The sequence below is a fragment of the Cedecea davisae genome (assembly GCF_044095835.1).
GTDB lineage: Bacteria > Pseudomonadota > Gammaproteobacteria > Enterobacterales > Enterobacteriaceae > Cedecea > Cedecea davisae.
On record NZ_CP172054.1, the window covers coordinates 678604 to 696707 of the forward strand.

General features: G+C 56.7%; 9 protein-coding genes and 2 tRNA genes. 7 read left to right on the top strand and 4 right to left on the bottom strand.

The window, feature by feature from the left end:
- Positions 1–7: 7 nt before the first annotated feature.
- From recC to recD, 4 genes are all read left to right on the top strand, one after another.
- On the top strand, positions 8–3379 hold the full coding sequence (gene recC / locus ACG1VR_RS03735) for an exodeoxyribonuclease V subunit gamma (protein ID WP_395490243.1): 3372 nt from the start codon (positions 8–10) through the stop codon (positions 3377–3379).
- Positions 3380–3527: 148 nt separating this feature from the next.
- Positions 3528–6413 (top strand): pitrilysin, encoded by a 2886-nt coding sequence (ptrA, locus tag ACG1VR_RS03740; protein WP_395490244.1) that lies wholly within the window; start codon positions 3528–3530, stop codon positions 6411–6413.
- Positions 6413–9958, top strand: coding sequence for an exodeoxyribonuclease V subunit beta (gene recB / locus ACG1VR_RS03745; RefSeq protein ID WP_395490245.1), 3546 nt, complete (start codon positions 6413–6415; stop codon positions 9956–9958). Before ptrA ends, recB begins: the two co-directional genes overlap by 1 nt.
- Positions 9955–11796: an exodeoxyribonuclease V subunit alpha gene (recD, locus tag ACG1VR_RS03750; RefSeq protein ID WP_395490246.1), complete on the top strand. Its 1842-nt coding sequence runs from the start codon at positions 9955–9957 to the stop codon at positions 11794–11796. The genes recB and recD overlap by 4 nt, the downstream gene beginning before the upstream one ends.
- Before the next feature lie 34 nt (positions 11797–11830).
- Here recD and argA read toward each other — a convergent pair whose 3' ends face one another.
- Positions 11831–13162, bottom strand: coding sequence for an amino-acid N-acetyltransferase (gene argA, locus ACG1VR_RS03755; protein ID WP_039898759.1), 1332 nt, complete (start codon positions 13160–13162; stop codon positions 11831–11833).
- 221 nt (positions 13163–13383) lie between these two features.
- Here argA and amiC point away from each other — a divergent pair, with 221 nt between their 5' ends.
- Positions 13384–14634 (top strand): N-acetylmuramoyl-L-alanine amidase AmiC, encoded by a 1251-nt coding sequence (amiC, locus tag ACG1VR_RS03760; protein WP_039898757.1) that lies wholly within the window; start codon positions 13384–13386, stop codon positions 14632–14634.
- Between the two features lie 43 nt (positions 14635–14677).
- Here amiC and ACG1VR_RS03765 read toward each other — a convergent pair whose 3' ends face one another.
- The gene (locus ACG1VR_RS03765; protein ID WP_395491055.1) at positions 14678–15841 is read right to left on the bottom strand and encodes an MFS transporter; all 1164 of its coding nucleotides are present in this window, start codon (positions 15839–15841) and stop codon (positions 14678–14680) included.
- A gap of 175 nt (positions 15842–16016) precedes the next feature.
- Between ACG1VR_RS03765 and ACG1VR_RS03770 the strand changes: the two genes are divergently transcribed.
- A complete protein-coding gene (locus ACG1VR_RS03770; RefSeq protein WP_395490247.1) occupies positions 16017–16472 on the top strand; it encodes a winged helix-turn-helix transcriptional regulator in 456 nt (151 codons plus the stop codon).
- A gap of 75 nt (positions 16473–16547) precedes the next feature.
- Here the strand turns inward: ACG1VR_RS03770 and ACG1VR_RS03775 are convergent.
- A tRNA-Met gene (locus ACG1VR_RS03775) sits at positions 16548–16624 on the bottom strand.
- A 65-nt stretch (positions 16625–16689) separates the two neighbouring features.
- A tRNA-Met gene (locus tag ACG1VR_RS03780) sits at positions 16690–16766 on the bottom strand.
- A gap of 211 nt (positions 16767–16977) precedes the next feature.
- On the opposite strand from ACG1VR_RS03780, the gene mltA reads away from it, so the two are divergent.
- Entirely contained in the window at positions 16978–18084 is a 1107-nt protein-coding gene (mltA, locus tag ACG1VR_RS03785) for a murein transglycosylase A (RefSeq protein ID WP_016538033.1), read from the top strand.
- The last annotated feature ends 20 nt before the right edge of the window (positions 18085–18104 follow it).

Sequence of the window (18104 nt, forward strand, 5' to 3'; positions counted from 1 at the left end):
CGATTTCATGTTGCGTGTCTACCATTCCAACCGCCTTGATGTGCTGGAAGCTATCATGGAGTTTATTGTTGAGCGCCAGCCGCTGCCGGACCCTTTTGAGCCGGAAGTTGTGCTGGTGCAAAGCACCGGGATGGCGCAGTGGCTGCAAATGACGCTGGCACAAAAGTTTGGCATTGCGGCAAATATTAAGTTTCCGCTCCCCGCCAGCTTCATCTGGGATATGTTTGTGCGCGTGCTGCCGGGCATCCCTGAAGAAAGCGCCTTTAACAAGCAGAGCATGAGCTGGAAGCTGATGACGCTTATCCCCGCCATGCTGGGCAAACCGGAATTTACCCTGCTTAACCATTATCTTCAGGAAGACGACAGTAGCCGAAAGCTGTTTCAACTGGCGTCACGTATTGCCGACCTTTATGACCAGTATCTTGTTTATCGTCCTGGCTGGCTGAGCCGCTGGGAAAAGGGCGAGCTGGTTGACGGGGCCGGAGAGTCACAGCAGTGGCAGGCCCCGCTCTGGGCTGAGCTGGTGCGCTATACCGAGCAGCTTGGGCAGCCTGAGTGGCACCGAGCCAACCTTTATCAGCGCTTTATCCGCACGCTTGAAAACAGCGACGTATGCCCGCCGGGGCTGCCGCCTCGCGTATTTATCTGCGGCATCTCTGCGCTACCGCCGGTTTATCTTCAGGCGCTGCAAGCGCTGGGCAAGCATATTGATGTGCATGTGCTGTTCACCAATCCCTGCCGTTACTACTGGGGCGACATAAAAGATCCTGCGTTTCTTGCCCGGCTGGTGAGCCGTCGGCGTAGGCTGCATCAGGCCGAAGAGCAGCAGCCGCTGTTTAAAGACAACGACAGCGCCTCTTCACTGTTTAACCACCTTGGCGAGCAGGAGGTGGGTAATCCCCTGCTGGCATCCTGGGGCAAGCTGGGGCGAGATTATTCATTCCTGCTCTCCGAGCTGGAGCGCTTCGAAGAGATAGACGTCTTTGTCGATCAGCAGCCGGATAACCTGCTGCACGGCCTGCAGTATGACTTGCTGGAGCTTAAAGATTCTGCGGTGCTGGGGCTGACTGCCGAAGAATTTGAGCGCAGCGACGGTAAACGGCTGCTTGATCCGCAAGATCGCTCGCTGACGCTGCATGAGTGCCACAGCCCGCAGCGGGAAGTAGAGGTGCTGCACGACCAGCTGCTTGCGATGCTGGAGGCCGATCCTGAGCTAACGCCGCGCGATATCATCGTGATGGTGGCGGACATCGACAGCTACAGCCCGTTTATTCAGGCCGTGTTTGGCAACGCCCGGGACGAGCGCTGGCTGCCCTTTGCCATCTCTGACCGCCGCGCCCGCCAGGCTCACCCCGCTCTGCAGGCGTTTATTTTGCTGCTGGGCCTGCCGGAAAGCCGCTTTGGGGCAGAGGATGTGCTGGCGCTGCTTGAAGTCCCGGCTCTGGCCGCGCGGTTTGCCATTGATGAAGAGGGGCTGCGCTACCTGCGCAAGTGGGTAAATGAGTCCGGCGTCCGCTGGGGCATTGACGATGATAACGTCCGTGAGCTTGATCTGCCCGCTACCGGGCAACATACCTGGCGCTTCGGGCTAACGCGCATGCTGCTTGGCTATGCAATGGAAAGCCAGGCCGGCGTTTGGGATTCCGTGCTGCCTTATGATGAGTCCAGCGGGCTGATAGCCGAACTGGTAGGGCAGCTGGCGGAGTTGCTGATGCAGCTTAATCGCTGGCGGCAGCTGCTGGGTGAGGATCGCCCTCTGGAGGAATGGCTGCCGCTGTGCAGAGAGATGCTGAACAGCTTTTTCCTGCCGGATAGCGAAACCGAAGCCGCCATGGCTTTGATAGAACAGCAGTGGCAGGAGATGATTAAACATGGGACAGAGGCTGTCTATCAGCAGCCTGTGCCGCTGACCCTGCTGCGTGACGATCTGGCCCAGCGTCTTGACAGTGAACGTATCAGCCAGCGTTTCCTGGCCGGGCCGGTAAACTTCTGTACCCTGATGCCGATGCGAGCCATTCCCTTCAAGGTTGTGTGCCTGCTGGGGATGAACGATGGCGTTTATCCCCGCACGCTTGCGCCGTTAGGGTTTGACCTGATGAGCCAGCACCCTGAGCGCGGCGATCGCAGCCGCCGGGATGATGACCGCTACCTGTTCCTTGAGGCGTTGATTTCGGCCCAGCAGCGGCTTTACATCAGCTACATTGGGCGCTCAATTCAGGATAACAGCAGGCGCTACCCCTCTGTGCTGGTAGAAGAACTGCTGGATTACGTGGCCGCCAGTCATTACCTGCCGGGAGATGCCGACCGCAACGCCGACGACAGTAGCGAGCGGGTGAAGCAGCACCTGATTAAGCTCCATACCCGCACGCCTTTTGATAGCGCAAACTACCTTGCCGAAGACGAGCAGCAAAGCTTTGCCGGAGAGTGGCTTCCCGCGGCCAGCGGGCATGGGGAAGCTCATACCGACTTTATCCGGCCTTTAATCCCGGAGGCCCGTGAAGAGATTACCCTTGAGCAGCTTCAGCGCTTCTGGCGTCATCCGGTACGGGCTTTCTTCCAGATGCGTCTGGCCGTCAACTTCCGCCTGGAAGAGACCGAACTGCCGGATGAGGAGCCGTTCACGCTCGATGTTCTGGACCGTTTCCAGCTTAACCAGCAGCTGCTTAATACCCTCGTCCAGCAGGAAGATCCTAAGCAATTGTTCGTGCGCTATCGTGCGGCCGGGGTTTTACCCTACGGCGCATTCGGCGAAATTCTCTGGGAGAAACAGCTGGAGGAGATGGGCTTACTGGCGCAAAAAGTGATGGATGAGCGGCAAAAAGGGGAAAGCCGTGAAGTGGATTTGCTCATCAACGGAACCAGAGTGACGGGGTGGCTGTCGGACGTACAGGGCGATGGTTTATTACGCTGGCGCCCTTCGGTATTAAGCGTTGCCCACGGAATGCAGCTGTGGATTGAGCACCTTGTCTGGTGCGCCAGCGGCGGCGGTGGGGAAAGCCGAATGTATGGCCGTAAAGATTCAGCATGGCGCTTCCCACATCTGGAAGTGGGTGAGGCCAGTGAATATCTGGCGCAACTGATTGAGGGATATACAGAAGGCCTTAACCAGCCGCTGCTCCTGCTGCACAACAGCGGCGGTGCGTGGATAAAAGCCTGTTATGACCCGCAAAATAGTGCCATTTTATGGGATGAGGAAACGCAGCAAAAAGCGCGCAATAAACTGCTGGCTGCGTGGGAAGGGAACCATATGGTTGAGGGGGAAGGTTCTGATATCTGGCTGCAACGTTTGTACCGTACGCTGGACGCCGGGTATTACGACGCGATTGTCAGAGAAGCCGAGCGTTACCTGTTACCGCTATTTCGTTTCAACCAATCCTGAATAAGGATTGTATAAAAATTGCACAGCCCGGTGAGTTCATTTATGATGCGATTCTTGCTCAGGGCTGGCGAAATACAACAACGGCGTTCTACGGATTGCTACAAAAAGTTGTTAATGATGAGTGAGTTAGTGAAGACGAGGTTTGTTAATGCCTAAATGCAGCACCTGGTTTACCGCGCTTTTCTTGTTCGTTGCTCTTTGGGCACCCTTCAGTCAGGCAGAGAGCGGATGGCAGCCCATCCAGGACTCCATCCGTAAAAGTGAAAAAGATCCTCGTCAGTATCAGGCTATTCGTCTCGATAACGGTATGACCGTACTGCTGGTTTCTGACCCTCAGGCGGTGAAGTCGCTGTCTGCGCTGGTGGTTCCAGTAGGATCGCTGGAAGATCCGGACGCGCACCTCGGCCTCGCACATTTCCTCGAACATATGACGCTGATGGGTTCCAAAAAATACCCGGACCCGGACAGCCTGTCTGAGTTTCTGAAAAAGCACGGTGGCAGCCACAATGCCAGTACCGCCACCTACCGCACCGCCTTTTATCTTGAAGTGGAAAACGATGCCCTGAACGGGGCGGTAGACCGCCTTGCTGACGCCATTGCTGAGCCTAATCTGGCAGCACAATACGCCGAACGCGAGCGTAATGCGGTAAATGCAGAATTGACGATGGCGCGTGCGCGCGACGGTATGCGTATGGCCCAGGTCAGCGCGGAAACAATCAATCCGGCGCACCCCGGCTCGCGTTTTTCCGGCGGCAACCTTGAAACTCTGCGCGACAAGCCCGGCAGTAAACTGCTGGATTCGCTGGTGGCGTTCAGAAATAAATACTATTCGGCCAACCTGATGAAGGCGGTTATTTACAGCAATAAGCCTTTGCCGGAACTGGCAAAAATTGCCGCAGAAACCTATGGCCGCGTCCCCAATAAAAATATCGAAAAGCCGGTGATTGACGTGCCCGTAGTGACCGACGCGCAAAAGAGCATTTTTATTCACTATGTCCCGGCGATGCCGCGCAAGGTGGTGCGCGTTGAGTTCCGCATCGACAATAATAGCGACAAATTCCGCAGCAAAACCGACGAGCTGATAGGCTACCTGATTGGCAACCGTAGCCATGACACGCTTTCTGACTGGCTGCAAAAACAAGGGCTTGCGGAGAGCGTGCGCGCCGACTCTGACCCAATGGTTACCGGCAACAGCGGCGTATTTGCCATCTCCGTTTCCCTGACGGATAAAGGCCTTGCCAACCGTGACCAGGTGGTGGCAGCCATCTTCAGCTACCTCAAGCAAATGCGTACTCAGGGCGTCGACAAGCGTTATTTCGACGAACTGGCCCATGTTCTGGATCTCGATTTCCGCTACCCGTCGATAACTCGTGATATGGACTATATCGAGTGGCTGGCGGACACCATGCTGCGCGTTCCGGTTTCCCATACCCTGGACGCCGCGAATATCGCCGATCAATACGATCCCGAAGCGATTAAAGCGCGTCTGGATATGATGACGCCGCAAAACGCGCGCATTTGGTATATCAGCCCGCAGGAGCCGCATAACAAAACGGCCTACTTTGTTGATGCGCCTTATGAAGTAGATAAAATTCCTCAGGAAACCTTTACCGACTGGCAGCAAAAAGCAGGCGCTATCAAGCTCGCGCTGCCTCAGTTGAACCCCTATATTCCGGATGATTTCACGCTCTATAAGCCGGAGAAGGAATATACGCACCCTGAGCTGCTGGTTCATGAGCCTGACCTGCGCGTGATGTATATGCCAAGCCGCTATTTTGGCAATGAGCCAAAAGCGGATATCACCCTGGTGCTGCGTAATCCGCAGGTGATGAATAGCGCCAAAAACCAGGTGCTGTTTGCCATCAATGATTATCTGGCGGGTATTGCGCTGGACGAACTGAGCAATCAGGCCTCCGTCGGCGGCATTGGCTTTTCATCCAATGCCAACAGCGGATTAATGATCAACGCTAACGGCTACACCCAGCGTTTACCGCAGCTATTTGAAGCGTTGCTCAAAGGCTATTTCAGCTACACGCCGACTCAGGAACAGCTGGATCAGGCCAAGTCCTGGTATGCTCAGATGATGGATTCGGCAGAAAAGGGTAAAGCCTTCGAGCAGGCGATTTCGCCGGTGCAGATGGTCTCCCAGGTGCCGTACTTTGAGCGCAGCACTCGCCGGGCGCTGCTGCCGGACCTGAGTTTAAAAGACGTGCTCGACTACCGTGAACAGCTGAAAACCAACGCCCGGCCAGAATTTATGGTCATCGGCAATATGTCGCCGGAGCAGGCTAAGGCGCTTGCGGAAAACGTCAAAACGCAACTGGGTACCAAAGGCAATGAATGGTGCCGTAACGACGATGTGCTGGTCGATAAACAGAATTTGGCTATGTTTGAGAAAGCCGGAAGCAGCACGGATTCGGCGCTGGCGGCGGTATATGTCCCTAAAGGCTATGACGAAGCAACCAGCACCGCCTACGGCTCTATGCTGGGGCAAATTATTCAGCCGTGGTTCTACAACCAGCTGAGAACCCAGGAGCAGCTCGGCTATGCGGTATTTGCCTTCCCGATGTCGATTGGCCGTCAGTGGGGCGTAGGCTTCTTGCTGCAAAGCAGCGATAAACAGCCCGCTTACCTCTATGAGCGTTTTAAAGCGTTTTACCCGACCATCGAGAAGAAGCTGCGCGGCATGAGCGCCGAAGAATTCGCCCAGATCCAGCAGGGGATGATTGCCCAAATGCAGCAGGCACCGCAAACACTTGCGGAAGAGGCTTCGCAACTGAGCAAAGATTTCGATCGCCGAAACATAGCTTTTGATTCCCGTGATAAAGTGGTGGCCGAAATTAAGAAACTGACGCCGCAAAAGCTGGCAGATTTCTTCCACCAGGCGGTGATAGCTCCCCAGGGGATGGCGGTGCTGTCACAGATTTCCGGTAGCCATAACGGCAAAGCAGAGTACGCAGCACCTGACGGGTGGAAGACCTGGGAGGGCGCGAGCAGTCTGCAACAGACGTTACCACTAGTAAGCGAGAAATAATGACCGATGTAACCGCGCAGCCCCTTGATCCTTTAAGTTTGCCGCTGTGCGGCGAACGGTTGATAGAAGCCTCCGCGGGGACAGGTAAGACATTTACCATCGCCGCTCTTTACCTGCGGCTGCTGCTGGGCCTGGGCGGAGAGAATGCCTTTCCCCGCCCGTTGGGCGTAGAAGAGCTACTGGTTGTGACCTTTACCGAAGCGGCCACGGAAGAGTTACGTGGCCGTATTCGGGCAAATATTCACGAATTGCGCATCGCGTGTATTCGTAACCTCAGCAAAAATCCTCTGCTACAAAGCCTGCTTTCTGAAATAGAAGATAAACAGCTGGCTGCCCGTACTTTGCTGCTTGCCGAGCAGCAAATGGACGAGGCGGCTATTTTCACCATTCACGGTTTCTGCCAGCGTATGCTGAGCCTTAACGCCTTTGAGTCCGGCATGCTGTTTGAACAACAGCTGCTGGAGGATGAGTCCTTGCTGCGCCGCCACGCCTGCGCGGACTTCTGGCGTCGCCACTGTTATCCGCTTCCGAAGCCGGTCGCCCAGGCGATGAGCGAAGAATGGTCGGGGCCGGAAGCCCTGCTGCGGGATATTAATAGCTGGCTGCAGGGCGAGCAGCCGCAGCTGAAGCAGCTTCCGGCAGATAACGAGACGCTGCTGGCGCGGCATGAAAAAATTATTGCCGCTATCGATGGGGTAAAAACGCAGTGGCGGGCAGCAGCAGGGGAGCTGGCAAGCCTTATCGGCGATTCCGGCGTGGATAAACGCAGCTACAGCAGCAAACATCTGCCGAACTGGCTGGAGATTGTGGGCCAGTGGGCGCAGCTCGAAACTACCAGCTACCAGCTGCCGGATGCGCTGGCTAAGTTCGCCCAGAGCACGCTGGAAGAGAAAACCAAAAAGGGTGAGGTTCCTCGCCATAGCCTGTTCAGCGCCATTGATGCTCTGCTGGCCGAACCGCTGACGCTGCGTGACCTGGTGATAGCCAGAGCGATGGCGGAAATCCGCTATATCGTACAGCAGGAGAAAAAGCGCCGCGGCGAGCTGGGCTTTGACGATATGCTAAGCCGCCTTGATGAAGCGCTGCATCAGCCGGGCGGCGACGCTCTGGCGGAGGCTATTCGCGGGCGCTTCCCGGTCGCGATGATAGATGAGTTTCAGGATACCGACCCCCAGCAACACCGTATTTTCCGTCGCCTTTATATTAAGCAGCCGCAGACTGCGCTGCTGCTTATCGGTGACCCGAAGCAGGCCATTTATGCCTTCCGCGGTGCGGATATTTTTACCTATATGAAAGCGCGTCACGAGGTGAGCGCCCACTATACGCTGGACACTAACTGGCGCTCGGCTCCGGCGATGATTGACGGTGTTAATACGCTTTTTCAGCAGGTGGATAACCCTTTCCTGTTCCGTCAAATTCCCTTCCTGCCGGTTAAATCGGCCCCGCGTAATAGCGGCCTGCGCTTTACCGTTCGCGGCGAGAGCCAGGCGGCAATGAAGCTCTGGCTTCAGCCCGGGGAGGGAACGGGAGTAAGTGATTACCAACAGGCAATGGCAACCCAGTGTGCGCGTCAAATTCGCGATTGGCTGACTGCCGGGCAGCGAGGTGAAGCATTGCTCTGGACGGGGGATAAGTCGCGCAATCTCCAGGCGTCGGACATGACCATTCTGGTTCGCAGCCGGGGCGAAGCGGCCATCGTACGTGACGCCCTCGGCCTCCTTAATATCCCTTCGGTTTACCTTTCTAACCGTGATTCCGTGTTTGCCACCCCGGAGGCGCGAGAACTGCTGTGGATCTTGCAGGCGGTATTGGCCCCGGAAATAGAAACGGCGATGCGCAGCGCCATTGCTACCAGCATGCTGGGGCTGGATGCGCTGGACATAGAATCGCTGAACAAAGATGAATTAGCCTGGGACAGACTGGTTGAAGAGTTTTTCAACTATCGCGAACTGTGGCTTAAACGCGGCGTAATGCCGATGCTAAGAGCGCTGATTATGGCAAGGCATATTGCCGAGAACCTGCTGGCAACGCCGGGCGGGGAGCGCAGGCTGACGGATATTTTACATATCAGCGAGCTGCTGCAGGAAGCCGCGGGCGAGATGGAAAGCGAGCATGCTCTGGTGCGCTGGCTGGCACAGCGGATTGCCGAGCCGGACAGCAATAGCTCCAGCCAGCAGCTGCGGCTGGAAAGCGATAAGCATCTGGTGAAAGTCGTCACCATCCATAAATCCAAAGGGCTTGAATACCCCCTGGTCTGGCTGCCGTTTGTGGCCAACTACCGCCCGCAGAGCAGCGGCCTGTACCACGACCGAACTACGTTCACCTCGCTGCTGGACTTAAGTAACGATGCGGAAAGTCTCGGGCTGGCGGAAGAAGAGCGGCTGGCGGAAGACCTGCGCCTGCTTTATGTTGCGCTGACCCGTTCGGTCTGGCATTGCAGCCTGGGCGTTGCGCCCTTATTTCGCGGTACGCGAGCTAAAAAAGGCGCAAGCGATCTGCATCTCAGCGCGCTGGGCTACCTGCTGCAAAAAGGTGAAGCGCTTGATGCCGAAGGGCTGAAACAGGCTCTTGATGCGCTTAACAGCGAAGCTATTGAGGTTGAAACTTTGCTGCCGGGTGAGGATACGCCGTGGCAGCCGGAAGCGAGCGTCCTGCCTGAGCTTACTGCTCGTCGGCTTCACCGGAGAATCGCCGATAACTGGCGCGTGACCAGCTATTCTGGCCTGCAACAGCACGGCAGTAGCAGGGTCTTGGATCTTGTGCCGCGCCTCGATGTCGATGCCGTTGGCGAAGTGCCTGAGCAAAGTGAGCCGTTACTTACGCCGCATACCTTCCCGCGTGGGGCTGCGCCGGGTACTTTCCTGCATAGCCTGTTTGAAGGCATCGACTTTACCCAGCCGGTGAATGACGAATGGGTGGCGGAGCAGTTAACCGCCCAGGGGTTTGGCGAAGAGTGGCGGCCGGTTGTGAGCGGCTGGCTCGAACAAGTTCTTGCCGCGCCGCTGAATGAAACCGGCGTGGCCCTGAATTTGCTTTCGCCGAAAGAGAAGCAGGTCGAGCTGGAGTTCTATTTACCCATCGAGCATGAATTGCAGGCGGAGCGCCTGGACGCACTGATCCGGCATTACGACCCGCTTTCGGCCGGCTGCCCGCCGCTGGACTTCCGGCAGGTAAAGGGCATGTTGAAAGGTTTTATCGACCTGGTGTTCCGCTGGCAGGGGCGCTACTACCTGCTGGACTACAAATCCAACTGGCTGGGCGAAGACAGCAGCGCTTATACGCGCGAGGCAATGGCCGGAGCGATGCAGTCTCATCGCTATGACCTGCAATATCAGCTTTATACCCTGGCGCTACACCGCTATCTGCGCCACCGCATGGCTGGTTATGACTATCAGCAGCATTTTGGCGGGGTGATTTACCTGTTCCTGCGTGGGGTAGAGCAGGGGAAACCGGAGCAGGGTATTTTTGCTACCAGGCCGGGCGTCGAGCTAATTGAGGCGATGGACGCGTTATTTGCCGGGAAGACTGAGGAGGTGAGCCTGTGAGCATGTCGGAATTACTAAACCGGGCGGTGGCTTTAAAAGCCCTCAGGCCGCTGGACTCACAATTCGCCATGATGCTCGCGAGCGATGAGCAACCGGTCGTGATGCTGGCAGCCGCGCTGCTTAGCCACGATGCGGGCGAAGGGCATGTGTGCCTCCCGCTGGAGCGCCTGAAGCCCGAATTCGTGTTTTCCGGGCGGCATCCGGAGCTTGTGGCGCAGATTTTTGCCGGGCTGGGCTCTCCAGCAGGCTGGAAGGAGGCGCTGCTGGCCTCTAAGGCGGTAAGCGCGGGCGATGAGGCTACGCCGCTGAAGCTTATCGGCAACCGCCTGTATCTCAACCGCATGTGGAGCAATGAGCGGCGGGTGGCAGCGTTCTTTGGCGAGCATAACAAGCCGATTGAACTGGACGAAGCGAAGCTGCGGCAGAGCCTCGATGAGCTGTTCGGGGTGAGCGAGCAGACGGACTGGCAAAAGGTTGCCGCGGCGGTAGCGCTGACGCGCCGTATTTCGGTTATCTCCGGCGGGCCTGGCACCGGTAAAACGACGACCGTAGCAAAGCTGCTGGCCGCGCTGGTTCAGCTTTCGGATGGCGAGGCGCTGCGCATTCAGCTTGCAGCCCCCACCGGGAAGGCTGCCGCGCGCTTAACTGAATCTTTAGGCAGCGCATTACGCCAGCTGCCGCTGAGTGAAGAGCAGAAAAAATTACTGCCTGAAGAAGCCTCAACCCTGCATCGCCTGCTTGGCGCTCAGCCAAACAGCCAGCGCCTGCGTCACCACGCGGGCAACCCGCTGCACCTCGACGTGCTGGTGGTGGATGAAGCCTCGATGGTGGATTTGCCGATGATGTCGCGGCTAATTGATGCCCTACCGGAGCAGGCGCGGGTTATTTTCCTCGGTGACCGCGACCAGCTGGCCTCGGTTGAGGCGGGGGCCGTTCTCGGCGACATCTGCCACTACGTCAACGATGGCTATTCTTCAGCGCGAGCGGAGCAATTACGGCGGCTAACCGGCTGTGAAGTTCCCGTGGGGCAAAATACTCAGGCCAGCTCGCTGCGCGACGGGCTATGCCTGCTGCGCAAGAGTTACCGTTTTGACAGCCAGTCCGGCATTGGCCAACTGGCATTTGCGGTTAATGCCAGCGACAGTAAGCAGGTAAGAGCGGCGTTCGGGCAGGGCTTTGGCGATATTTCCCAGCGGCCACTTCTTGAGCCGGAAGATTACATGGCGATGATCGCTGACGTTGTCGCGGGTTATGGCGACTATTTACAACTGGTAAGGCAGCGTGCGGAACCGGCGGCTATCCTCAGTGCTTTTGGCCGCTATCAGCTGTTGTGTGCCCTGCGCGAAGGGCCGTTCGGCGTAAGCGGTCTGAACGAACGTATTGAGCAGGCGCTGGTTCAGGCCCGGCTGATCCAACGCCCGTCTCAGGCGCAATCGCGCTGGTATGAGGGGCGGCCGGTGATGATTGCCCGCAACGACAGCTCGCTGGGGCTGTTTAACGGTGATATCGGTATTGCTCTGCATCGCGAAGAAGGGCTGCGGGTCTGGTTCCCGATGCCTGATGGCACGCTTAAGTCGGTGCAGCCGAGCCGCCTTCCGGCGCATGACACGGCTTTTGCTATGACGGTGCATAAATCTCAGGGGTCTGAGTTCGACCACGCGGCGCTGGTCTTGCCGAACCAGTTTGTTCCGGTGGTCACGCGCGAGCTGGTTTATACCGCGATAACGCGAGCGCGTAAGCGGCTATCTCTGTATGCCGACGAACGCGTATTGGGCAAGGCCGTCGCGACCCGTACCGAGCGGCGCAGCGGCCTGATGGAGATTTTTGCCGGGGAATAAACGAAAGAGGAAGGCCAGAAGCCTTCCTCTTTTTTCAGGTCAGATCCGCCATCAGCACTTTTGATTTACGCTGATAGTTGTACATCTCTTTCTTACTGGCCGGCAGCAGCTCTACGTCCACCGGCAGGAACCCGCGTTCCTGGAACCAGTGAATGCTGCGGGTGGTTAACACAAACAGTTTACTCAGCCCCATCTGCCGCGCCTGGTTGGCTACGCGGTTGAGCAACTCTTCTCCCCGAGACGAGCTGCGGTAGTCCGGGTGAACCGCCACGCAGGCCATTTCACCGATGCTCTCTTCCGGGAACGGATAGAGGGCGGCGCAGGCAATAGTCAGGTTGTCGCGCTGGATAATCGTGAATTTATCGATCTCCATTTCAAGCTGCTCGCGTGAGCGGCGAACCAGGATGCCCTGCTGCTCCAGCGGGCGAATCAGCTCCAGAATGCCGCCGATATCGTTGATGGTGGCGCGGCGAATCTGCTCGGCGCTCTCCATGACAATCTGCGTGCCGATGCCGTCCCGGGAGAACAGTTCCTGCAGCAAAGCACCGTCTTCCTGATAGCTGAGCAGGTGGCTGCGGCGCACGCCGCTGCGGCAGGCTTTTACCGCGCCGCGCAGGAAACGCACGGTGCCGGAATGATAGTCGCCCGCGCTTTCAAGTGCTTCAATACGCTGCTGCGCCTCGTTGGGGAACAGTTCGGAAATAACGTTGCCGAGATCGTCGGTTACGCCCTGAGAAGAGCAGAACCCGATCATTTTTTCCGCCTTCAGTTTCACCGCCAGTTGGGTTGCGACTTCTTCGGATGTGAGGTTAAAACTCTCTCCGGTAACCGATACCGCTACCGGTCCCATCAGCACGATTGCGCCGTTATCCAGCTGGCGGTGAATCGCCTCTTCGTCGATGCGGCGAACGCGGCCGCTGTGGCAGTAGTCCACGCCGTCGTCCACGCCAAGCGGCTGGGCAATAATAAAGTTGCCGCTGACCACGTTGATGTGCGCGCCCTGTAGCGGCGTATTGCCGAGGCTCATGGAAAGCCGGGCGGTAATATCCAACTGCAACAGTCCGGCCGCCTGCTTAACCAGTTCAAGCGTTTTTGCATCGGTGACCCGGGTGTGCTTGTGGTAGACCGGCTCGTGGTGATGTTCAGCCAGGTTTTCATCAATTTGTGGGCGAGCGCCATACACCACCACAAGGCGAATGCCAAGGCTGTGCAGCAGGCCAATATCATTGATAATGCTGGAGAAGTTTTCATGCTCGATGGCCTCGCCGCCGAGCATAATGACAAACGTTTTTCCCCGGTGGGCATTTATATAGGGAACAGAATGGCGGAATCCCTGCACCAGTTCGGTTCTACGTTCCTTCACCACGGCACACCCTCATTGAATTTTTATTCGCAATTTCTGTATTTTTATTCTTTTATGGCTTCGGGTGCAAGCGCCAATTTTCATCCAGGATAAAATTTTTCAGCGGCGGTTTGAGTGAGCCTTTTCTGAACGTTTACCCTTTTATAGATGACAGTAACCGCGTGTTTCGCTAAAGTTTTCGGCTCAAAAAAAATTTATGCCAAAAACTATCGCTCAGGGGAGCCATGCCAGATTCCAGTTCGTTAATGAGTCGCCGCCGTTTACTTCAGGGTGCAGGAGCTATGTGGCTGTTGAGCGTCAGCAAGGTTGGTTTTGCTGCCTCAAGCCAGGTGATAGCCGTGCGCGTCTGGCCGGCCTCGTCTTATACCCGCGTAACGCTGGAGTCGAACCATCAGCTTAAATACCGCCAGTTTGCGCTTAGCAACCCGGAACGCGTAGTGGTGGACATTGAAGGCGCGCATTTAAATTCAGTGTTAAAAGGCATAGGTAGCCAGGTTCGCGGCGACGATCCTTTTATTAAGTCGGCGCGCGTAGGGCAGTTCGATCCAAAGACCGTGCGTATGGTTTTTGAATTGAAACAAAACGTTACCCCACATCTGTTTGCGCTGGCACCGGTGGCCGAATTTAAAGAACGCCTGGTAATGGATCTTTACCCGGCCAATATGAATAGCGAGCAGGATCCGCTGCTGGCGCTGCTGGAAGATTACAACAACGGCCAGCTGGATAAGAAAATGCCGGCTGATAAAGGGCCGCAGCCGGGTAAAGCGGGGCGTGACCGCCCGATTGTCATCATGCTCGATCCCGGGCACGGCGGGGAAGATCCCGGCGCTATTGGCCCGAATAAGACCCGTGAAAAGGATATTGTGCTGAGCATTGCCCGCAGGCTGAAGGCGCTGCTGGACAAAGAAGGCAACATGAAGGCCTATATGACGCGAAACGAGGATGTTTTCATCCCGCTGAAAGTGCGCGTGGCTAAAGCCCAGAAGCAGCGGGCCGATCTGTTTGTTTCTATTCATGCGGATGCTTTCACTACCGCAGCCGCTCGCGGTTCATCGGTGTTTGCGCTGTCGACCAAAGGTGCCACCAGCACCGCGGCTAAATATCTTGCTCAAACCCAGAACGCCGCGGACTTAATCGGCGGGGTAGGCAAGAGCGGGGACCGTTATCTCGACCACACGATGTTCGATATGGTGCAGTCGCTGACCATCAACGACAGCCTGAAGTTTGGCAAAGAGGTACTGAACCGTCTCGGACGGGTAAATAAGCTGCATAAAAACAGCGTCGATCAGGCCGGATTTGCGGTACTTAAAGCGCCGGATATTCCGTCGATTCTGGTGGAAACTGCGTTCCTCAGTAACCCGGAAGAAGAGCGTAAGCTGCGCACGGCGAAGTTCCAGCAGGAGGTGGCCGAGTCCATCCTGGCGGGGATTAAAGCCTACTTCTCGGACAGCTCGCGCCTGGCGCGAAGAGGGTAGAAGTAAAAGGCGCGCCTTTAATATAGCTGGCGCTTACCCTCTGTTATTCGCCCGTGACTTTCCTGGTGAACAACCAGAACAGCAGTGCCAGGAAACTAATTCCCGAACCCAGCAGGCACACGCCTTGCCAGCCCGCATGGGCATAAACCAGCGTTGTACTCATCGCGCCTGCGCCACTTCCGGCGGCATAAAAAAGCATATACAGCCCCACCAGGCGGCTATGAGCCTCCGGCCGGGTGCGGAAAATCATGCTCTGGTTGGTGACGTGCAGCGCCTGGCCGCCTAAATCAAGCAAGATAATTCCTGCCACCAGCGCCCCTAAGGACCAGCTCATCAGCGAGAGCGGCCACCAGGCCAGCAGCAGCAAGAGAAGTGCGGCGAGGCTGGTATGCTGTGCAAGCCCCCTATCCGCCCATTTTCCGGCACGCGTTGCGGCCAGTGCTCCCACCGCGCCGACCAGGCCAAAAGCCCCAATCAGCGTATGAGAGAAGCCGTAAGGGGCGGCGCTTAGCGGCAGCACCAGCGCGCTCCAGAAAACGTTAAAGGCGGCGAACATCAGCAGCGCCAGCACTCCGCGCACCTGCAACACTTTCTCCTGGCGGAGCAGGGTAAACATAGAGCCGATAAGTTGCGGATAGCTACGGGCGGCTGACGATAGCGCGAGTTCCGGTAGTTTGCGCCACAGCGGCAAAGCAATCGCCAGCATTAACACGGCGGAGCAGCAATAGACCGCCCGCCAGCCCGCAATGTCGCTTATTCCTCCTGCAAAGACTCGCGCTAACAGCAGCCCAATGAACACGCCGCTTTGTGCGGAACCGACAACATGTCCGCGTTGATCGGGTGCGGCCGCGCTGGCCGCATAAGCAATTAACCCCTGCGTCATTGCCGTGCCAAGAAGCCCCACGGCCAGCAGGCTTACCAGCAGCACCGGCGTGGAGTGGGCGACTGCCACAGAAATAAGTGCGATGACCAGGCCCGCAATCTGGGCTGCCATCAGTTTACGGCGATTCAGCAGGTCACCCAGGGGGACTAAAAAAAGCAAGGCCAGCGCGCAGCCTGCCTGGGTTGCGGTTATAAGCCCGCCGATGGCGGCGTGGCTAATGCCAAAGTCCTGCGCCAGCTTATCCAGCAGAGGCTGGGCATAGTAAACGTTCGCCACGCTCAGCCCGCTGGCAATGGAAAAAAGGGCGACCAGGCTCGCGGGCATACCGGCGGCTTCTGGTAAAGGCCGATGCCGTTCGGAGCAGGCTGTAACATCAACAAGCAGCGTTTTTCTCATCTTCTTTCCTCCCAGCCAATCTAGTTTCAAAACAAAACTGATTGAAGGGTAGAGAGTCTGGTTTTAAAATGCAACTTGTTTGCCTGGCGATAAGGGGAGAAAAATGCCGCAGGGAAATAATGCCAACCAGTTTTGCCCGGTCGCTCGCTGCATTGAGGCGATAGGAGACCGCTGGTCGTTGCTTATTGTGCGCGATGCGTTTGACGGCGTACGCCGCTTTGGGGATTTCCAGCGGAGTCTGGGCGTAGCCAGAAATATTCTTTCTGACAGATTGCGCAAGCTTGTTGATGCCGGAGTGCTGGAATTGCAGGCCGCGTCCGACGGGACGGCTTATCAGGAGTATGTGTTAACGCAGATGGGGCTAAGCCTGTTCCCGGTTGTGGTGGCGCTGCGCCAGTGGGGAGAGCGTTATTTATTCGCGGAGAATGAGCCACACTCTGAGCTTATCGATAAGCGCAGCGGCCAGCCTGTTGCTTTCATGATGCCGGTTTTACAGGACGGTAGTGCCTTACAGCCTGAAGATGCAATTGTGCGTAAGGTTGTGATTGCAGGAGAGTAATTCGCCAGAAGGGGCCGGGAGGAAATTTCCCGGATTGCAGATACAAAAAAACACCCGTAAGGGTGTTCTCAATGTTGGTTGCGGGGGCCGGATTTGAACCGACGACCTTCGGGTTATGAGCCCGACGAGCTACCAGGCTGCTCCACCCCGCGTCCGTCATACTGCTATTTTTTTAATGATTATTCATCATTGCGCTGTTAAAACAGCGACTTTTAATTGGTTGCGGGGGCCGGATTTGAACCGACGACCTTCGGGTTATGAGCCCGACGAGCTACCAGGCTGCTCCACCCCGCGTCCGTGGATGCGCACTATACTCTGCTCGCTTTTTGTTGCAACCCTTTTTTGGAAGAAATTCCTGAATTTCCCATTGGTTGTTGAATTTACCCGCATAATGCCCATAAAACAGGCGTTTTTACTATGTCACCCCCTCAACTCGTTTAATTCTCGCGGCGCGTTTGCTATCTTCGGCGAGGCATATAGAGGCAACCAGCAGGGCTAGAGAGTAATGAAAGGACGTTGGATTAAGTACATAGTAGCGGGGGCGATGGTAGCAATGCTGGCCGCCTGCTCATCAAAACCGACCGATCGCGGTCAACAATATAAAGACGGGAAGTTCTCCCAGCCTTTCTCACTGGTGAATCAGCCTGATGCGGTAGGGGCGCCAATCAACGGCGGTGACTATGCCGAGCAGGTTAATCAGATCCGCTCCGCTTCTCCTCGCCTCTATAATAATGGCAGCGACATTTATAACGCGGTGCAGCAGTGGCTGCGCGCCGGGGGCGATACTCGCCAGCTGAAGCAGTTTGGTCTGGATGCGTGGCAGATGGAAGGCGCGGATAACTACGGTAACGTCCAGTTCACCGGCTATTACACCCCGGTTATTCAGGCTCGCCATACCCGTCAGGGCGAATTCCAGTACCCAATCTACCGTATGCCGCCAAAACGTGGTCGCCTCCCTTCTCGTGCGGAAATCTACAGCGGCGCGTTGAGCGAGAGCTATGTACTGGCCTACAGCAATTCTTTGATGGATAACTTCATCATGGATGTGCAGGGCAGCGGCTATATTGATTTTGGCGACGGCCAGCCTCTGACTTTCTTTGGCTATGCCGGGAAAAACGGCCACGCCTATCGCAGTATCGGTAAAGTGTTAATCGACCGTGGCGAAGTAAAGAAAGAAGATATGTCGATGCAGGCCATCCGCCACTGGGGCGAAACCCACAGCGAGGCTGAAGTCCGCGAGCTGCTGGAGCAGAACCCTTCCTTTGTGTTCTTCAAGCCCGCAAGCTATGCGCCGGTAAAAGGTGCCAGCGCCGTGCCGCTGATTGGCCGCGCATCCGTTGCGTCTGACCGCTCTATTATTCCTGCGGGCACAACGCTGCTTACCGAAGTGCCGCTGCTGGATAATAACGGCAAGTTTACCGGCCAGTACGAGCTGCGTGTGATGGTGGCGCTGGACGTGGGTGGGGCAATCAAAGGCCAGCACTTCGATATCTACCAGGGAATCGGCCCGGATGCCGGACACCGCGCGGGATGGTATAACCATTATGGTCGCGTTTGGGTGCTGAAACCGGCACCTGGAGCGGGCAACGGCGGGAATGTTTTTAGCGGTTGATGCTGCAAAGTTCCCACCTT

What these genes read in the sequence shown, in the direction of transcription:
- ptrA (WP_395490244.1), top strand. Translation starts at nt 3,528, where the DNA reads ATGCCTAAATGCAGCACCTGGTTTACCGCGCTTTTCTTGTTCGTTGCT.
- recB (WP_395490245.1), top strand. Translation starts at nt 6,413, where the DNA reads ATGACCGATGTAACCGCGCAGCCCCTTGATCCTTTAAGTTTGCCGCTG.
- ACG1VR_RS03765 (WP_395491055.1), bottom strand. Translation starts at nt 15,841, where the DNA reads ATGCCCGCGAGCCTGGTCGCCCTTTTTTCCATTGCCAGCGGGCTGAGC.
- recC (WP_395490243.1), top strand. Translation starts at nt 8, where the DNA reads ATGTTGCGTGTCTACCATTCCAACCGCCTTGATGTGCTGGAAGCTATC.
- ACG1VR_RS03770 (WP_395490247.1), top strand. Translation starts at nt 16,017, where the DNA reads ATGCCGCAGGGAAATAATGCCAACCAGTTTTGCCCGGTCGCTCGCTGC.
- mltA (WP_016538033.1), top strand. Translation starts at nt 16,978, where the DNA reads ATGAAAGGACGTTGGATTAAGTACATAGTAGCGGGGGCGATGGTAGCA.
- amiC (WP_039898757.1), top strand. Translation starts at nt 13,384, where the DNA reads ATGCCAGATTCCAGTTCGTTAATGAGTCGCCGCCGTTTACTTCAGGGT.